Below are 18,696 nucleotides of genomic sequence, written 5' to 3' on the forward strand. Positions count from 1 at the left end.
CGGGCAGCAGTACCATGTCTTTCAAACGTATCGTTTTCTGGGCGCATCTCGTTGTCGGGGTCGCCTTTGGTCTGGTTATCCTTCTGATGTCGGCAACCGGCGTGGTGCTGACTTACGAGCGTCAAATTATCTCCTTCGTGGAAAGTCGCGCGGTTGAAAAACCCGCCGATGCACCGTTGCTGACTGCCGACGAACTGGCAAGCGCGGCACTGTCCAACGGCGGCCAACCCGGCAATTCGCTGGTCTTGCCCAGGCAGGAAGGCGCGCCGGTGACGCTTTCGGTCAGCCGCCGGGAAAACTACATCCTCAATCCCTATACGGGAGAGCGGATCGACAATGCCGCCGAAGGCACCAGAGCCTTTTTCGGCACGGTGACCGCGCTGCATCGCTGGTTTGCCCTTACTGGTGAAAACCGCACCCTTGGGCGGGCCGTGACCGGTGCTGCCAATCTCGGCTTCCTGTTTATTCTGGTGTCCGGAATTTATCTCTGGTGGCCGAAGAAATGGACCTGGCGGATCGTCAAACTGAACCTTCTTTTCCGCAGAAACCTGCCGACCGCGAAAGCACGGGACTACAACTGGCACCATGTTTTCGGCATCTGGGCACTGATCCCGCTGTTTGCGGTCGTGGTCTCGGGTGTCGTCATTTCCTATCCCTGGGCCAGCGACATGGTGGCCGCCGTCTTCGGACCGGTTTCGCCCGCGCGAACGGGACAGGCCGCAAGCGAAGGCCCACAGGGGCAGAACCGGGCGCAGGGTGAAGCCATCAGCCTGCAGGCCATTACCGACAAGCTGAAACAGGCAGAGCCGGACTGGCAGACCCTTTCGGTCAAATTGCCGAACGGGCGGGCTGCGCGGGTGGTGGTGACGGTCGATACCGGTAACGGTACGCAGCTTTCCCGCCAGACGGCCTACACGGTGTCCAGGGTTTCGGGAGAGGTACTGGGCGTCAGCGGCGCTGAAGACCAGCCCGCGGGCCGGCGGGCACGGGTCTTCCTGAGATTTCTGCACACCGGCGAGGTTTACGGCCCTGTGGGCCAGACACTCGCGGGTCTTGCCTCACTGGCCTCGGTGTTTCTTTTCTACACAGGCTTTGCGCTCGCCTACCGCCGGCTGATCCAGCCGCTGTTTCGGCGCCGTGCCCAGCAGGCCTGAGGCCTGCTGAACTGCTAACCGCTGGTCTGGGGACGAGGCGCCTGGAGCAAATCGCGTTTTTTCGGAATCGCTTTTCGCTGTCTGAAATCACAGTTTTCAGCGCAAAAAGCGATGCAGGATATTTCCGGTTAGCCGCGACACGCTCTAGTGCGCTTCGTCCCAGTTAACGGCGGCGCGGGCGTCGACCTGAAGCGGCACGGAGAGTTTCAGCACCGGATCGCAGGCGTTTTCCATCACGTCCCTGATCACCGGAATGGTGGTTTCGACCTGGTCATCCGGCACTTCGAAGATCAGTTCGTCGTGCACCTGCAGCAGCATCTGCGCATCGAGCTTTGAGCCTTCCAGCCGGTTTTCCATCCGCACCATCGCCCGGCGCAGAATATCCGCGGCAGAGCCCTGGATCGGCGCGTTGATGGCAGCGCGTTCATAGAAGGCGCGCATGTTGGGGTTCTTGGTATTCACTTCCGGATAATGAGCCTTGCGGCCGAAGATCGTGGTCACGTATCCGTCCGCATGAACCTGCTTCTTGATCGCTTCCATGTAGTCCTTGATACCCGGAAACCGCTCGAAATAGGTCTTGATATAGTCACTCGCCTCACCGCGGGAGATGCCCAGCTGATTGGCAAGGCCGAATGCGGAAATGCCGTAGATGATGCCGAAGTTGATCGCCTTGGCCCGGCGGCGCACCATCGGGTCCATGCCCTCGATCGGCGTGCCGAACATTTCGCTCGCCGTCATGGCGTGAATGTCCAGCCCGTCGTCGAACGCCTTCTTCAGTTGCGGAATGTCGGCCATATGCGCCAGCACGCGCAGCTCGATCTGACTGTAGTCGGCCGAGATCAGCTTGTGACCCTGACCGGCGATAAAGGCCTTGCGGATCTTGCGGCCTTCCTCGGTCCGGACCGGGATGTTCTGAAGGTTGGGCTCGGAAGACGACAGGCGCCCCGTGGTGGTGGCTGCCAGCGCGTAGGACGTGTGCACGCGGCCTGTTTCCGGATTGATGTATCCGGGCAGGGCGTCGGTGTAGGTTGATTTCAGCTTGGACAACTGGCGCCAGGAGACGATCCGCGACGGCAGTTCGTGCCCTTCCGCGGCCAGATCTTCAAGCACCTGGGCAGAGGTCGACCAGGCGCCGGTCTTTGTCTTCTTGCCGCCGGGCAGACCCATCTTGCCGAACAGGATATCGCCAAGCTGTTTGGGTGAGCCGATGTTGAAGTTTTCGCCGGCAAGTTCGTAAATCTCGGATTCCTTGCCTGCCATCCCTTGCGCGAATTCACCCGACAGGCGCGACAGCATCTGCCGGTCGACGGAAATGCCGCGCTTTTCCATACGTGCCAGCACCGGCACCATTGGCCGTTCCAGCGTCTCGTAGACGGTTGCCATGCGCTCCGAAGCCAGGCGCGGCTTCAGGATCAGCCAGAGGCGCAGCGTGACATCGGCATCTTCCGCCGCATAGGCGGTTGCCTTGTCGATGGCCACCTTGTCGAAGGTGATCATGGACTTGCCGGAGCCGCAGATTTCCTTGAACGGGATCGGCTTGTGATCGAGCCAGCGCTCGGACAATTCGTCCATGCCGTTGCCGCCCTTGCCGGCATCGACCGTGTAGGACAGCAGCATCGTGTCGTCGAAAGGCGTGATGTCGATGCCGTAACGGGTCATCACCAGCCAGTCGTACTTGAGGTTCTGCGCGATCTTGAGGACCGACCGGTCCTCCAGCATCGGCTTCAGAACGTCCAATGCGTCCTTGAGCGGGATCTGGCCCTCGACAAGGCCTCCGCCTCCCAGAAGATCGCCTTCGCCGTCCACATGGCCAAGCGGCACGTAACACGCCTTGCCGGGCTCGGTGGACAGCGACACGCCGACAAGTTCTGCCTGCATGGCATCCAGCGACGTGGTTTCGGTGTCGAAGGCGACATAGCCCTTTTCAAAGGCCGCGTCGCACCATTCCTTCAGCCGGTCGACGCTGGTGACGGTTTCATAGGAGCTGCTGTCGACCGGGATCGCCCGGATCGACTGGGCGCGCGCATCCGCGACTGTCTGCGGCATCAGCAGGCCGGAAGTGTCCGGATCCGCGTCGTTCAGGCTTTTTGCAGCTTCCGGGCCGGCGCCGTCACTGCCGCCTGGACGCTCCATCATGCGGCCCTTGTGGTCCGGAACATCCCAGCCCGGAACCTTGAGGTCGGCCGCGTCGACCGTCTCCAGATCGGCACCGGTCACGTCGGCAACACGCTTGGTGAGGGTGGTGAACCCCATGGCCTTCAGGAAACCGACCGCCTTGGGTCCGTCGATTTCTGTAACGGACAATTCGCCGACAGGCATTTCAACCGGAACATCCTGCTTGAGGGTGACCAGTTGCCTGGAAATACGGGCCTGATCGGCAAACTCGATCAGATTCTCCCGGCGCTTGTTCTGTTTGATCGTGTCGGCCTTGGCCAGCAGCGATTCCAGATCACCAAACTCGTTGATCAACAGAGCCGCGGTCTTCAGGCCGATGCCCGGAACGCCGGGCACGTTGTCGACGCTGTCTCCTGCCAGCGACTGCACCTCGATCACCTTGTCCGGGCCGACGCCGAATTTCTCGAACACCTCGGCTTCGCCGAAGGTCTTGTTCTTCATGGTATCGATCATGCCGACCTTCGGACCGATCAGCTGCATCAGGTCCTTGTCGCCCGAAACGATGGTGACGCGCGCGCCCTGTTCGGCGGCTTCCCGCGCATAGGTCGCGATCAGGTCGTCGGCCTCGAAGCCTTCCTGCTCGATGCAGTGCACCGAAAAGGCCCGGGTCGCTTCCCGGATCAGGCCGAACTGAGGTACCAGGTCTTCCGGCGGCTCGGGCCGTTGGGCCTTGTACTCCGGGTAGATCTCGTTCCGGAACGTCTTCGCGGAATGGTCGAAGATCACCGCGAAATGGGTGGGCTCGTCGCCTTCTTCCGGTGTCAGCCCTTCCTGCAGCAGCTTCCACAGCATATTGCAGAAGCCCGAAACCGCCCCGACCGGCAGCCCGTCCGGCTTGCGCGTCAGCGGTGGTAGCGCGTGATAGGCGCGAAAAATAAACGTGGACCCGTCGACCAGGATGAGGTGGTCATCGGCGGTGAGGGCGGGGGAGGTGCTTTGCGTCGACATGGCGCGGATCATGCCCGCAGGCCGTTCTGGAGAAAAGTCCTAAAGTTAAAATTTCCAAGCTCGCCGATCACTCAGCTGCCTGTGCCTGACGTTTTCCGCCGAAAGTGCCGTTCAGATAGGCCCAGGCAGGCCTGCGGAACAGGAACCAGCCGATGTTCGTGCGGCGGATCAGCCAGAACAGGATCATCGGGCTGACCGAGGCCACCAGTGTCACGATCAACGACGTGGTGCCGATGTCGAAAATGCCCAGCTTCAGCAGAATCACCCGCATCACGGCCATGGGGAAGAAGAAGGCGAGATAGATGACGATCGAGTTCTCGCCAAAATGCTGCAAAAATCCGAGGCGGCCCCATTTCACGATCAGCGCGCTGGTGAGGATAATGGCGCCCGCGCCCGCCGCGCCCAGGACAAGGGCAATGCCGGGCAGATGCGACCAGCCGAAATAGACCAGACTTCCGTTCACAAGGCCCCAGACCAGCAGATAACCGAGACTGACGCCAATTCGCTCCCTTGCCCAGCCTGCCAGGGCGAAGATCTGCGGCGCAAAGACAAAGCCGGCGTAGAAAAAGACGAAGCGGGACGCGAATTCATCCACCAGCAGCCAACCAGTGTGGATGGGCGCGATCTGCAGAAGCGCACCAATGGCCAGAACCAGTTGCCAGGGCACGCCCTTGTCATGGGCAGCTTTCGACACGACGAAGAAGATCGGCAGCATGTAGATGAACCACAAGGTGCCGAAAGGCTCGATAAAACTCAGGAAGTAGAGTTCCACCGTCGAGCGGACGCTGGTTTCCTCGATGAAGACGGGTGCCTTGATCAGAAACTGGATCGTCATCCACAGCACGTAGAAATAGGCGAAGTGGACAACCTTTCGGTCGAGATAGAGCTTCCAGTCCCGGGTAATGACATTCGACAGGAACAGACCGGAAATCAGGAAGAAATCCGGCATGCGGAAAGGCGCGGCAAAGGCGACGACCACATGCATCCAGCCTGTCTGTCCGGCGGCGGCTTCGACGCCGAGCACGGAATGCATCATCACGACGAAGATGATGCAGATGCCCTTGGCGGTATCCACCCAGTCTACGCGCCTGGCGCTCATTCGTCCGCTGCCTGCTCCGCTTCAGTCCGGTTTCGGGTTCATCTGGACGCAGACTTAACCGTGACTGGTAAATATTACGCATACACCAATTGTCACGTTTTGGTGAGCGCGCGTTGGCAATCAGGGCTTCGCGCTGTCCGAACCGTCCTGCCAGGGGCTGAGTTTCGGCTGGCCTGACGCGCCCCCGGAGCCACTGTTTTTCTCGCTCCAGTCAGCTTCATCGAGATCGACGACGCCATCATTCGGCCTGCGCATGCCGTTGCCGGTGTCGACGATGACCACGTTGGAGCGGGCAATAATGAACCGTGCCAGCGCTTCGCGCACGGGCGGTATGAACAGGAGCAGACCGATGGCGTCCGTCACAAAGCCCGGGATAAGCAGGAGAATGCTGGCAAGAACAATCATTGCGCCCTGCATCACCTCGTTGCCGGGTGTACGGCCGGCATCCAGTTCCGTTTGCATGCGCATCAGCAGAGACAGGCCCTGCTGGCGCAGCATAAGGGTCCCGGCCAGTGCGGTGATCACCGTCAACAGGATTGTCGGGAAAACACCGATCAATCCTCCCACCCAGATGAACATCGCAATCTCGATCAGCGGCAGCAGAAGGATTGCAGCAATGATATAAAGTCCCACGGGAGCTCCATCGTCTGATAAGCTATTCGGACCTAAGGTAGACATTCACTCGCGAAAATGCGAGCAGGCAGTCACGAAATGGCTATGAATGCAAAGATTCAGTCTTGCTCTTGGGTCTGGATGCTGGTTCAAGGACCCCCTACATAGGATGCAGACAGACCTTGCGTACGAGGCTGCGCTCACCTGGCAGTTAGAGCGGGCGGCTCTAGAGCCTCAAGAAGGGTAACCGGAAGTTACGATGAACGAGATTTTTGACCCGTTGAACCTCCTCCTGATGGGACTTGCGGTTTTCATTCTGTTCAGACTGCGATCGGTGCTGGGCAAACGCACCGGCAATGAGCGCCCGCCATTTGACCCCTATTCCAAACCTGACCAGCCGCGCGATCGCAAGAACGGCAACGATCAGGACAACGTCATCCCGCTGCCGAACCAGACAGCGCAGGAGGCCGAGACAATCGAAGAGGCCGGACCTGGCGGCGATGTCGTGATCGACAAGGTTGCCCCGGCCGGTTCCGCGCTGAACAGCGCGCTGAAGCAGATTCTGTCCGTTGACCGCAGCTTTGAGCCGGAACCTTTCCTGGAAGGTGCACGCGCCGCCTATGAGATGATCGTGATGGCCTTTGCTGACGGCGACAAGAAGGCCCTGAAAAACCTTCTGTCCCGCGAGGTCTATGAAGGTTTCGTTGCTGCCATCGAAGACCGCGAAAAACGCGGTGAGACCATCGAATCGACCTTTGTCGGCATCGACAAGGCCGAGATCGTTGAAGCCGCGCTGAAAAACTCGACCGCGCAGGTGACCGTGAAGATCCACAGCCAGTTGATTTCCGCCACGCGGGACAAGGCCGGCGAAGTGGTGGACGGCGACCCGACCAAGGTGAGCGAAGTGATCGACATCTGGACCTTCGCCCGGGACACCATGTCCCGCGATCCGAACTGGAAGCTGGTCGCGACCGAATCCGCCGAGTAATCATGATGCAGGGCAAGCGGAACACGCGGCCCCGGCCGGGCTTCCGGCTTGTCTCACTGGTAAAGGGCGCGGTTCTGGCCGCGCCGCTTTTCTTTTCAGGAGCCGCCTCCGCCATGGTACCAGGCCAACAGATCCCGGACCGGTTCGAGGAAATCTCCTTTTCCAGTCTGCCGGGCTGGCAGACCGACGATCAAGCCGCCGCCCTTGCCGGCTTTCTCCGCCTGTGTCGCAAACCGGACATCCTGATCCAGGACAGCGTCTTTCCATCCGTTTCGGCGACGGACCTTCAAAAGCTCTGCGACGATGCCGAAGCGGCCGCCAGAACCGGCCGTGAATCGGCACGGGCCTTTTTCGAAAGCCAATTCACGCCATTCCGGATTAACCAGAGCGGGTTTGTCACCGGCTACTTCGAGCCGGAGCTGGCCGCCTCGCGCGTCAGAACCGACAAATTCCGCTTTCCCTTGCTGAAAAAACCCGACGGCCTGGAGGCAATCACGCCTGAAAACCGACCGGAGGACTGGCCCGATGCGCTCAGCCACGGGCGGCGGGTCAACGGGCACCTGACCGAAATGCCGGACCGAGGCGCCATCATGGATGGCGAGCTCGACGCGGAAAACCTCGAACTCGTCTGGCTTTCCGATCCGATCGACGCCTATTTCGTGCATGTCCAGGGATCGGCCCGGCTGCGCCTTGCCGACGGTACGGCAATGCGGGTCGGCTATGCGGGAAAGACCGGCCATCCCTACACCGGTATCGGGCGGCTGCTGGTGACACGCGGTGAAGGCACACCAGAGGATTTCACAGCTTCAGGACTGCGAGCCTGGCTGGAAGCGCATCCGGACGAGCGCGACGAGCTGTTCCGGCAAAACCGGTCTTTCATCTTCTTCCGGGAGGTGGACGAAATCGGCCTTGGAGACGGTCCGGTCGGCGCGGCAGGCCTTCCGCTTGTGGCAGGCCGCAGCCTTGCGGTCGATCCGCGTTTCATTCCCTACGGATCCATGGTGTTCGTTTCCTCCATGCTTGAGGATCATGACAGCGGCAAGGGCCCGTTCCGGCGGCTGATGGTGGCAGACGACACCGGATCGGCCATCAAGGGTGCCGCGCGAGGCGATATTTTCGTCGGCTCGGGGCAGACTGCCGGCGCCATTGCCGGCGAAATCCGTCACAAGGCAGATTTCACGATCCTGGTGCCGAATATCCGCCTCAACCCTGCTGGTGCGGTGGCGAACTGACCGATGGCGAGACGGGGCAAAAAAGGGACACTGTCACCGGAAGACCGGGAGCTGTGGGGCAAGGTTGCCAAGACGCTGACACCGCTGCATCCCGACAAGGCAATGGAGCTGAAGGCAGAGCTTGAAAAAAGAGCGGCAACCGAAGCGGCGGAACCTTCCAAGACCGTGAAGACGGCCACCGCAATTCAGGCTCCCTCCGCAGCCAAAGCGCCGCCGGCACCGCTGCCACTGCATCAGCTTGAACACCGGTATCGCCGAAAACTGGTGCGCGGCGTCAAGACCATCGATGCGCGCATCGATCTGCATGGCCTGACCCAGCATCAGGCACATGACCGGTTGCGCAGCTTCCTCTATCAGGCACAGTCGAGAAGCCACAAGGTGGTGCTGGTGATCACGGGCAAGGGCGGCGGTGATGCGCGCGCCTATATGGACGAGCGCGGCGTTTTGCGCAGAATGGTGCCCCAGTGGTTGTCGATGCCCGACATGCGAACCGTGGTGCTTGGCTACGAGGAAGCCCACGCTAACCATGGCGGCTCCGGCGCCCTTTACGTTCGCATTCGAAAAAGAAGGTAGGGCCGTGACCCCACTTGGCGCAAAGATCCGGGAACTGAGGATAAAGCGGGACGTGTCGCTGAAGGAGATGGCGGCGGCCCTGTCGGTTTCAAGTGCCTATCTGTCCGCGCTTGAGCACGGCAAGCGCGGCAAGCCGACCTGGTTTCTGGTGCAACGGATCATCACCTATTTCAACGTTATCTGGGACGAAGCGGAAGAAATCCAGCGTCTGGCTGAACTGTCCGACCCGCGCGTGACCATCGATACCGCCGGCATGGACCCGAAGGCGACGGAACTCGCCAACCAGCTGGCGCTGAAAATCGGCGGCCTGTCCGAAGACTCTCTTGCGGCCCTCTTGCACCAGCTTCGCGTGGCTGCAGCCAAGGACGGGGTGTAACCACGCACGCGCTTGCCAGGGTCAAGCCGTGGCATGACGGGGAAAATGCTGTTTCTTGACCGGAGGGAACGCGGTCTCTGACCGGTCAATTCAGGATTTACGTGTCCTTCAACCCCATCCCCTATATAACCTCAACCTGACCCGAGCCTGCTGAACGGAACACTGGACCAGTATGAAACTTTCCCAGGAAGATCTTGCCGGACTGATCGATGCCGATGACCTGAGGGTTCGTCTGACGGCGATGACTGCCGGCAGCGACGGCGACGGCTCGGACATGAAAACCCGCTCGGCCGTGCTGTCAGAACTGAAGCAGGTGGTCAAGGACGCCCGTGGCAAGGCCCAGGCGATGCTGGACGAGGACGGCGGCGGCCTGCTGTGCGCCGGACGGCTGTCCTATATCCAGGACGAGTTGATCCGCGTGATCTACGATTTCGCCCTGCACCACGTCTACCGGATCAAGAACCCGTCCGCCGCCGAGCGCATGTCAGTTGCCGCCGTGGGTGGATATGGCCGCGGCACGCTGGCACCGGGGTCCGATATCGATCTTCTGTTCGTGTTGCCCTACAAGCAGACCCCATGGGGCGAGCAGGTGGTGGAATATATCCTCTACATGCTCTGGGATCTTGGCTTCAAGGTTGGGCACGCGACCCGCAACATCGACGAGTGCATCCGGCTGTCCAAGGCGGACATGACCATTCGCACCGCCATTCTCGAAGCCCGCTTCATCTGGGGCGACGACGCCCTGTTCGAGGACCTTGTCCAGCGTTTCGACAAGGAAGTGGTCGAAGGTACCAGCTCGGAATTCATCGCCGCCAAGCTTCAGGAACGCGACGACCGCCACAAGCGCCAGGGCACCTCGCGCTACCTGGTTGAACCGAACATCAAGGAAGGCAAGGGCGGCCTGCGCGATCTCAACACGCTGTTCTGGATCGCCAAGTACCACTACCACGTCAACAGGCAGTCGGAACTGGTCAAGAAGGGCGTTCTGACCCGCTCGGAATATGCACGGTTCAAGAAGTCGGACGACTTCCTTTGGGCGGTCCGCTGCCACCTGCATTTCCTGACGGGGCGGCCGGAAGAACGCCTGTCCTTCGACGTCCAGCGCGAGATCGCGATCCGGCTCGGCTACACGCAGCATCCGGGCATGAAGGATGTCGAGCGTTTCATGAAACACTACTTCCTGGTGGCCAAGGATGTCGGCGATCTGACCCGCATCATCTGTGCCGCGCTGGAGGAGGAACACGTCAAGGAACCGCGCGGCAAGGGCCTGACCGGCATGATGCGCCGCCTGCGCGCAGGTCGCGTATCCGCGACGGCCAAGCCCGTGGAAGGGGCCGCCGGTTTCGTGGTGGAAAACAACCGCCTGAATGCAGTGTCCGACACCGTGTTCGAAACCGACCCGACCAACCTCTTGCGGGTATTCCAGATAGCGGACAAGCATGACTACAACATGCATCCGCAACTCACCCGCCTCATGCGGCATTCCCTCAAGCTGGTTGACGCGGGCCTGCGCGCCGACCCGGAAGCCAACCGGCTGTTTCTGTCGATCCTGACCTCCCGGCACGCGCCGGAAAAGACCCTGCGCAAGATGAACGAAACCGGTGTGCTCGGCCGCTTCGTCCCTGAGTTCGGCAAAGTCGTCGCGATGATGCAGTTCAACATGTATCACCACTACACGGTCGACGAGCACCTGATCCGCTCCATTGGGGTTCTGGCCGATATCGAGCGCGGCAATTCCGGTGACGACCATCCGCTGGCGACCGACCTGATCCTGACCCTGCAGAACCGCAAGGTGCTGTTTGTCGCCATGTTCCTGCACGACATCGCCAAGGGCAGGCCGGAGGATCATTCGATCGGCGGGGCGCGGATTGCCCGCAAGCTGTGCCCGCGTTTCGGACTGAACGATGCGGAAACCGAGACCGTGGCCTGGCTGATCGAGCATCATCTGGACATGAGCACCATTGCCCAGTCACGCGACCTGTCCGACCGCAAGACGATCACGGATTTCGCGCACACCGTACAGTCCCTCGAACGGTTGAAACTGCTGCTGATCCTGACGGTTGCCGATATCCGCGCTGTCGGCCCCGGTGTCTTCAACGGCTGGAAGGGCCAGCTGCTGCGCACGCTCTACTATGCCACCGAACCGCATCTGTCCGGCGGTCACACCAAGATGTCGCATCGCCAGACCATCGACAAGGCCAAGGAAGAACTCGGCAGCCAGTTGGGCCATTGGTCCGCCAAGGACCGGAACGCCTATCTGAACCGGCATTATCCGGCCTATTGGCTGCGCACGGAGCCGGACCGGCTGGTGTCCCACGCCGAACTTCTGCACAAGGCCGACAAGGAAAAGAAGCAACTCGCCTTTCAGGTCATTCCGCGCGCGTTTGAAGGCGTGACAGAACTGACGATCAAGGCGCCTGACCATCCGCGCCTGCTGTCGATCATTGCCGGGGCCTGCTACACCACCGGTGCCAATATCGTCGATGCACAGATCGACACCACCACGGACGGCTATGCGCTGGATACCATCTTCATCGGCCGGGAGCTGCCCGACGACGAGGACGAAAAGCGCCGCGGCGAGCGGATTGCCAGGCTGATCGAGACCACGCTGCGCGGCGAAGAGCGGCTTCCCGAGCCTGTCTCCAAGAAGACCGGCGTCAAGGGCCGCATGAAAGCCTTCAAGGTGGCCAGCGAGGTTCTCGTCAACAATGCGCTGTCGGACGATTACACGGTGCTGGAGATTTCCGGTCTTGACCGGCCGGGTCTGCTCTATGACCTGACGCGGTCGATCGCGACGCTCAACCTGAACATCGGCTCAGCCCATATCTCGACCTTCGGCGAGAAAGTGGTCGACGTTTTCTACGTGACGGATCTCACCGGACAGAAAATTGCCAACATCGGCCGTCAGGAGATCATCCGTGAGCGGCTTGCCAATGCGGTCGATGGCCATGTGGAACTCGACCCGGCGGCTCCGGCAACCCGCAAGGTCCAGCGGCAGGCTTCATAAGTGCATTCCTCTGTCTTCGGAGCCCTTCCGGCATGAGTCTCGTTCGCAATTTTGCAACCGTCGGCAGCGCGACGCTGTTGAGCCGCCTGCTCGGCTTTGTCCGCGACGTGCTTCTGGCCGCCGTCGTCGGGGCCGGTCCGGTTGCCGATGCCTTTGTGGTGGCCTTCCGTCTGCCCAACCTGTTCCGGCGGCTGTTTGCGGAAGGGGCATTCAATTCCGCCTTCATCCCGCTGTTCGGTCGGACGGTCGAAGAGGAGGGTGATGCGGGTGCCAAACGTTTTGCCGGAGAAATCGGTGCCGCGCTTCTGTTCTGCCTGCTGGTGCTGACCGCCTTCGCGCAGATCTTCATGCCGCTGGTGGTCTGGGCGCTGGCGCCGGGCTTTGTGGAAGACCCGACCAAATACGATCTGACGGTGCTGATGTCGCGGATCGCCTTTCCCTATCTGATCTTCATGTCGATGCTGGCCTTCATCGGCGGCATCCTCAACACCTACCAGCGCTTTGCCGCCGCCGCTTTCGCGCCGGTGATGCTGAACGTGGTGATGAGCGCCGTTCTGGGCGGGGTCCTTTATCTCGGGATCAAGGACGACACCGCACTCGGGATCATTCTGGCCATCGGCGTCACTGTGGGCGGCGTCGTGCAGCTGATCGTCGTCCTCATCGACCTGAAGCGCCTCGGCTTCAAGATCCCGGTCTTCCGGCCGCGCTACACCAAGTCCGCCAAACGCCTGCTGATGCTTGGTATTCCAGGCGTGGTTGCGGGAGGTGTCACCCAGATCAACATTGCCGTCGGCCAGATCATCGCCTCCATGCAGGAAGGCGCCAACGCACTGCTGTATTTTGCCGACCGACTCTACCAGTTGCCGCTCGGGGTGATCGGCATAGCCATCGGCGTGGTTCTGCTGCCGAGCCTCACCCGGCAACTGCGTGCCGGGCAAATGGGCGCTTACCAGCACAGTCTCAACCGCGCGCTGGAGTTCTCGCTGGTGCTGACGTTGCCGGCAGCGGTGGCACTGGCCGTCATTCCGCAGGAAATCGTCTCGGTGCTGTTCCAGAGGGTGCGCTTCGATGCCGCCGCCGTGGAAGGCACCGCCGCGGCCCTGACGGCTTTTGCCTTCGGTCTGCCTGCCTTCGTGCTGAACAAGGTGTTTTCACCCGGCTATTTCGCCCGGGAAGACACCAAGACGCCGATGATCTTCGCCGTTGTCGGCATGATCGTGAATGTCGGCCTGTCGATCGCGCTTTTTCCAGTGCTCCAGCATGTCGGCATCGCGCTGGCGACCACGCTGGCGGGCTGGGTAAACACCGGCCTCCTGATCATCGTCCTGTGGCGGCGAGGCCATTTTCTGCCGGACTTCAAGCTGCTCCGGCGCTTGTCGCTGGTGGTGCTCGCCAGCCTGCTGATGGGGGTCGCGGTGTATTTTGCCGCCATCTACATGGCGCCCTGGTTATCGGCACCGTGGCTGGCGGTGCGGGCGGCCAGTCTCGTTCTTCTCGTGCTCATCGGCATGGTCACCTTTGCCATGTTCACCCAACTCAGCGGCGGTTCCGACCTCGTCGGCATGCTGAAAGCGTTGAGACGGCGCAACACCTGAGCGCGAAACGCCGTAGCGCACCGTTTCCGGCTTGCATGGATCACGGACCGGGCTTAAACCCGGCCCGCCCAAACATTCATAGCGCCCTTCCAACCGGCCGCACCATTAAAGGGATTTGAAATGGCGGAGTTCCAGCCCCGTGTCTTTTCCGGCGTCCAGCCGACAGGCAACCTGCATCTTGGCAACTATCTGGGCGCCGTTTCGCGCTGGGTTCCGTTGCAGGATCAGATGCCGACGATCTTCTGCGTCGTCGACAGCCATGCCATCACCGCAGGGTTTCCGGATCCGCACGAGCTTGCCCAGGCAACCCGTGAAGTGACCGCGGCCTATATGGCCGCCGGCATCGATCCGAAGAAATCGATCATCTTCAACCAGAGTCAGGTTCGCGAACACACCGAACTTGCCTGGATCTTCAATTGCGTGGCGCGCATGGGCTGGCTCAACCGCATGACCCAGTTCAAGGAAAAGGCCGGGAAGAACAAGGAAAACGCGTCCGTTGGCCTGTTCGCCTATCCGAGCCTGATGGCTGCCGACATTCTGGCCTACCGCGCGACGCACGTTCCTGTCGGCGACGACCAGAAGCAGCACCTGGAACTGACCCGCGACATCGCCGCCAAATTCAACAACGACTTTGCGGAGCGCATCAAGGAGCTGGATATCGGCATTGCGAACCCGACGCCTTCGCCGGAACTGCCGGAATATCTCTATTTCCCGATGACGGAGCCCATGATCGCCGGTCCGGCCACCCGAATCATGTCGCTGCGCGACGGCACCAAGAAGATGTCGAAGTCCGATCCGTCGGACCTGTCGCGCATCAACCTGACGGACGACGCGGACTCGATCTCCAAGAAGATCAAGAAAGCCAAGACCGATCCGGACGCGCTGCCAAGCGAAACCGGCGGTCTTGAAGGCCGTCCGGAAGCAGACAACCTGGTCGGCATCTATGCCGCCCTGAGCGGCACGACCAAGGCCGACGTCCTGAAGGAATACGGCGGTCAGCAGTTCTCGGCGTTCAAGCCAGCCTTGTCCGACTTGGCGGTGACGAAACTCTCGCCGATGACCGACGAAATGCGCCGCCTGATGGACGACAAGGCACAGATCGACGCCGTCCTGAAGGAAGGCGCTGAAAAGGCCTCCACGATCGCGGAACCGGTGCTGAAGGATGTTCGCAAGATCATCGGTTTTCTCGACGTCCGGTAAGCGGGCGCGACAACAACCTGAACCTGAAAACCCGGCAGACTTCTGCCGGGTTTTTTTGTTGAAGTAACCGTAATCCGTAACGTTTCACGTTGCGCCTTGCCCGGAAAAAGCGGAGATCGGCCTCATACCCTTCCAGCCCGCCAGCCCATGGCTCGACCATGGGATCCATGCCGATACGCCCCAATTGGCAAAGTTTTGCCGTGGGAGAAGGTCAGGGGATGGATTGAGAGGTTGGGACTTTCATCCGGCCGACTGGACTAACCAGCCACTTTGTACATTGCCGCTGCGTCTGTCCAGCGGGCTGCCCAGTGGGCTGCCCTTTCAGACGCTCTCCTTGCGCTCCACGACAAGAACCCTTGCCTCGCCCACGGGATGGGCTACATGAGCATCGCCGTCATCGGCGAAAAAATCTGGCCTGCGTTGAGGCGCTGAACCTTTTCGGTTCCGGCCTCGCGGTAGTGCATGTCGACCGTGCCCGACAGCACCACGAAGACTTCCGGGCCGTCGTTGACGTGCCATTTGTACGGCGTGTCCGTCCAGTGCAGGCGGACCGTGACGCCGTCCAGTTCACCAATCAGACGTGAACCCCAGGCTCTTTCTGCCGTAAAGCTGCTTGTATCGAGATGAAATTCCATGAAACTCTCCCGCTGCGAAACCACACATATGTGCTATCGCGGACAGGCCGCCGTTTCCTTCGGCATTTTGACCGGTTCCGCCGGTCATTTGCCGGCAGTTTCCGGCCAGGGACAATGATAGAAGACCCCATGGATGCAATCGACCGGACCTTGCTGAAGCTGTTGGAAGCCGACAGCCGGACACCCGTAAAGACGCTGGCAGCCCACGTCGGGCTGGCGCGCTCCAGCGTTCAGGCCCGGGTCCGGAAGCTGGAAGAAGGCGGTGTCATCCGCGCCTATACGATCCGGGTCAGCGATCCCGATCCGGCCGCGATCGAAGCCTATCTCTGGATAAGGACGGGGTCGGCCACCTGCGCGGCCATCGCACCGGTTGTTTCGACATTCGAGGAGGTACTCCAGTGCCGCTCGATTTCCGGCGACCGGGACATGGTCCTGCTTGTGCGTGCCCGGACGCTGAAGGATCTCGCCGAGCTTCGCAACCGTATTGCTGCCCTTGATGGAATTGCCAATGTCGAGACCCATCCGGTGCTGAAAGACTGGATATGAACGCGGCAGGTAACCCCTGATTTACTTTTTTTGTCAGGCAATGAAACGGTTTCTCAAAGTTTACATCGCACTCTCAAGACAACAGGATCTTGTAGAGAGTAGTTATCTTGGTCAGTCAAAACAGCGAACGCGCCGCCAACGCCGCGCCTGAAGCCGATGACACGCAGGACAAATTCTTTGGCGAAGAGCAAAAGCTTTCTTCTGCGGATGCCGTAACTACAGAAGAATATTCAAGCCGCGCCGAAACCCGTGGCGACGAGGACGCCAGCTCTGATGACGGTCCTGACGTCGGGCCCGGCCGCCGGGCGACCGACCTTCCCGTTTCCGCTCCCGCCAAATCACTGCAGCATCTTGCCCTGGCCGGCATGATCATCGGCCTTGCCGCGGGCTTTATCATGATTTCCAGCGAAGGCCTGAACCGGTTTCTCGGCCTGGGTCTCACCTTTTTTGCCGGTGGACTGGCTGTCTGGCGGCTGTTTGCCGACGACATGCAGCGATCGGTGCAGGCGCTTCACGTGAAGGACGACAAGATCCGCCGTCTGATGGCACGCTGCGAGGAACTGGAAGACCGCGCCTGGGAGCTCGGCGAATCCGACGAACGTCATGCCAGCATTCTGGCAACACTCGGTGACGTCGTGGTCCGGCGCGATCAGGACGGCACAATCACCTATGTCAATTCGGCCGCCGACGATGTGTTCGGGGTTGGGCATGCCTTGCAGCCTGGCAGTACGCTGCACCTGCCGTTGCTTGAGGAGGTCGGCTTCGAGAGCGCGGTCACGCAGGCTCTGGACAAGACAACCCCGGGAATGGGCTTTCAGGATCTGCATATCGACACCGCGCAGGGCCCGCGCTGGTTCTCACGCATCGACATTCCGGTGCGCGACACCACCACGGACCGGCAGCTTGTGCAGACCGTTTTGCGCGACGTGACCGAACGGCGCCTGATAGAAGAAGAATTGCTGGCCGCCCGCCATTCGGCGGAGAGTTCCAACGAGGCAAAGTCCCGTTTCCTGGCAACCGTCAGCCACGAGATACGCACTCCGCTGAACGGCGTTCTCGGCATGGCCGCGCTCCTGCGCGACACCCGCCTGACAAAGGAACAGAGCGCCTATATCGAAGCGCTGGAAACTTCCGGTGAAACATTGCTGCTTCTGATCGACGAAGTGCTGGACTTTTCCAAGGTGGAAGCCGGCAAGCTCGACATTCAGGCAGCTCCGGTGCGGGTTGGCGCACTGGTGGAAAGCGTCGTCGAACTGCTTGCACCCAAGGCCCACGCCAAGTCGCTTGAAATCGGCGCGATGCTCGATCCGAACCTGCCGGAGGAGGTGACGCTGGACGCCACCCGTGTCCGCCAGATCCTTTACAATCTCATCGGTAACGGCATCAAGTTCACGGATGAAGGCGGCGTCGCAGTGGAACTGACCGGACGTCCCAATCCGGACGGAGGCGGTTTTCTCGATATCGATGTGCGCGACAGCGGCATCGGCTTTGACGAGCAGGAAGCCGAGCGGCTGTTCCAGGAATTCGAGCAGGTCGACCACGGCCCGGCGCGCAAGTTCGGCGGTACCGGCCTCGGTCTTGCCATTGCCCAGCGGCTGGCCGGCCTGATGGGCGGCGAAATCGCCGCGCAACCCGCCGGCGACGGTGGCGCGCTGTTCCGTGTATCCCTGCCGATCCCCGAATCCCTTGTTGCCGACACCGACCCGCGGCTGGCCAAGCTTGAAGGCCGCAGGATCGTGTTCGTCAGCACCAGCCAGATCGAATGCCCGCTGCTGGCCAGACGGCTGCGATATCACGCGGCCGACGTGAGCGTGCACGCTCCGGGCAGCGCGGACCTCGATTCCGCGCTGGCCGAAGCCGATCTGCTGGTGGTTGACAATGGCGCCCTGTCCGACAGTGGTGGCTGGCTGGCTTCGGCCCGCCTGACCGGGTGCAAGGCTCCTGCCGTGGTCATGATCGCGCCGCCCGAGCGCGAGCGCCTGGAACACCTGCGCGAAGCCGGTTATGCCGCCTATCTGATCCGCCCCGTGCGCATAGAGACCCTTGTTCAGATCTTTTCCGGCCTTCTGGACGACGACGGCATGGAACATGCCTGGGACGCGAGCGCGGAACCCGTCAGCAACGGTTTCCTGCCGAACCGCTACAAGGTTCCGGCCCGGCCACTGCGCCTGCTCGTGGCCGAGGACAACGACATCAACCGCCTTTTGAGCGAAGCCATGCTGCGCAAGCTCGGCCACGTGCCGGTGATGGTGATTGACGGCGAAAAGGCCGTGGAAGAAGCCGCCAGCGGCGCTTATGACGCGATCCTGATGGACCTGCACATGCCCGGTCTCGACGGGTTCCAGGCCATCCGCCAGATCCGCGCGGACGAACAGGCCGCCGGACGGGCCAATGTGCCGGTGCTGATCGTGACCGCGGATGTGATGAAGGATGCGCGGGACAAGGCCACTGAAGTCGGGGCCGCAGGCTATCTGACGAAGCCGCTTTCGGTGGAAGCGATTTCCGATGCGCTGGCTGAAATCAGCCGCACCTGACGAACCAGTCCATCCGGGTCGC

At 61.1% G+C, this 18,696-nt stretch carries 14 protein-coding genes; 10 read left to right on the forward strand and 4 right to left on the reverse strand.

Annotated features, from left to right (window positions below):
* The first annotated feature begins 14 nt into the window (after window positions 1-14).
* Window positions 15-1,154 (forward strand): PepSY-associated TM helix domain-containing protein, encoded by a 1,140-nt coding sequence (locus ACYQ54_RS18305; protein WP_460085108.1) that lies wholly within the window; start codon window positions 15-17, stop codon window positions 1,152-1,154.
* A 144-nt stretch (window positions 1,155-1,298) separates the two neighbouring features.
* On the opposite strand, the gene polA is transcribed toward ACYQ54_RS18305, so the two are convergent.
* From polA to ACYQ54_RS18320, 3 genes are all read right to left on the reverse strand, one after another.
* A complete protein-coding gene (gene polA, locus ACYQ54_RS18310) occupies window positions 1,299-4,289 on the reverse strand; it encodes a DNA polymerase I (protein WP_460085110.1) in 2,991 nt (996 codons plus the stop codon).
* 55 nt (window positions 4,290-4,344) lie between these two features.
* On the reverse strand, window positions 4,345-5,376 hold the full coding sequence (locus ACYQ54_RS18315; protein WP_460085113.1) for an acyltransferase family protein: 1,032 nt from the start codon (window positions 5,374-5,376) through the stop codon (window positions 4,345-4,347).
* Between the two features lie 120 nt (window positions 5,377-5,496).
* Window positions 5,497-6,009 (reverse strand): FxsA family protein, encoded by a 513-nt coding sequence (locus tag ACYQ54_RS18320; RefSeq protein ID WP_460085114.1) that lies wholly within the window; start codon window positions 6,007-6,009, stop codon window positions 5,497-5,499.
* Between the two features lie 238 nt (window positions 6,010-6,247).
* On the opposite strand from ACYQ54_RS18320, the gene ACYQ54_RS18325 reads away from it, so the two are divergent.
* From ACYQ54_RS18325 to trpS, 7 genes are all read left to right on the forward strand, one after another.
* Complete coding sequence (locus tag ACYQ54_RS18325) at window positions 6,248-6,976, forward strand: Tim44/TimA family putative adaptor protein (RefSeq protein ID WP_460085117.1); 729 nt, start codon at window positions 6,248-6,250, stop codon at window positions 6,974-6,976.
* A gap of 2 nt (window positions 6,977-6,978) precedes the next feature.
* Window positions 6,979-8,208: a murein transglycosylase A gene (gene mltA, locus ACYQ54_RS18330; RefSeq protein ID WP_460085119.1), complete on the forward strand. Its 1,230-nt coding sequence runs from the start codon at window positions 6,979-6,981 to the stop codon at window positions 8,206-8,208.
* A gap of 3 nt (window positions 8,209-8,211) precedes the next feature.
* The gene (locus tag ACYQ54_RS18335; RefSeq protein ID WP_460085122.1) at window positions 8,212-8,781 is read left to right on the forward strand and encodes a Smr/MutS family protein; all 570 of its coding nucleotides are present in this window, start codon (window positions 8,212-8,214) and stop codon (window positions 8,779-8,781) included.
* A gap of 4 nt (window positions 8,782-8,785) precedes the next feature.
* Window positions 8,786-9,157, forward strand: a complete 372-nt coding sequence (locus ACYQ54_RS18340) for a helix-turn-helix domain-containing protein (protein WP_460085125.1) — start codon at window positions 8,786-8,788, stop codon at window positions 9,155-9,157.
* Window positions 9,158-9,329: 172 nt separating this feature from the next.
* Window positions 9,330-12,164 (forward strand): [protein-PII] uridylyltransferase, encoded by a 2,835-nt coding sequence (locus tag ACYQ54_RS18345; RefSeq protein WP_460085127.1) that lies wholly within the window; start codon window positions 9,330-9,332, stop codon window positions 12,162-12,164.
* A 32-nt stretch (window positions 12,165-12,196) separates the two neighbouring features.
* Window positions 12,197-13,759, forward strand: coding sequence for a murein biosynthesis integral membrane protein MurJ (gene murJ / locus ACYQ54_RS18350; RefSeq protein ID WP_460085129.1), 1,563 nt, complete (start codon window positions 12,197-12,199; stop codon window positions 13,757-13,759).
* Window positions 13,760-13,879: 120 nt separating this feature from the next.
* Complete coding sequence (trpS, locus tag ACYQ54_RS18355) at window positions 13,880-14,959, forward strand: tryptophan--tRNA ligase (protein ID WP_460085132.1); 1,080 nt, start codon at window positions 13,880-13,882, stop codon at window positions 14,957-14,959.
* 377 nt (window positions 14,960-15,336) lie between these two features.
* Here trpS and ACYQ54_RS18360 read toward each other — a convergent pair whose 3' ends face one another.
* Window positions 15,337-15,594 (reverse strand): cupin domain-containing protein, encoded by a 258-nt coding sequence (locus ACYQ54_RS18360; RefSeq protein ID WP_460085135.1) that lies wholly within the window; start codon window positions 15,592-15,594, stop codon window positions 15,337-15,339.
* Window positions 15,595-15,723: 129 nt separating this feature from the next.
* Here ACYQ54_RS18360 and ACYQ54_RS18365 point away from each other — a divergent pair, with 129 nt between their 5' ends.
* Entirely contained in the window at window positions 15,724-16,140 is a 417-nt protein-coding gene (locus ACYQ54_RS18365; protein ID WP_460085138.1) for an Lrp/AsnC family transcriptional regulator, read from the forward strand.
* Between the two features lie 107 nt (window positions 16,141-16,247).
* Complete coding sequence (locus ACYQ54_RS18370) at window positions 16,248-18,674, forward strand: ATP-binding protein (RefSeq protein ID WP_460085141.1); 2,427 nt, start codon at window positions 16,248-16,250, stop codon at window positions 18,672-18,674.
* The last annotated feature ends 22 nt before the right edge of the window (window positions 18,675-18,696 follow it).

The sequence above is a fragment of the Roseibium sp. LAB1 genome, from assembly GCF_054658235.1.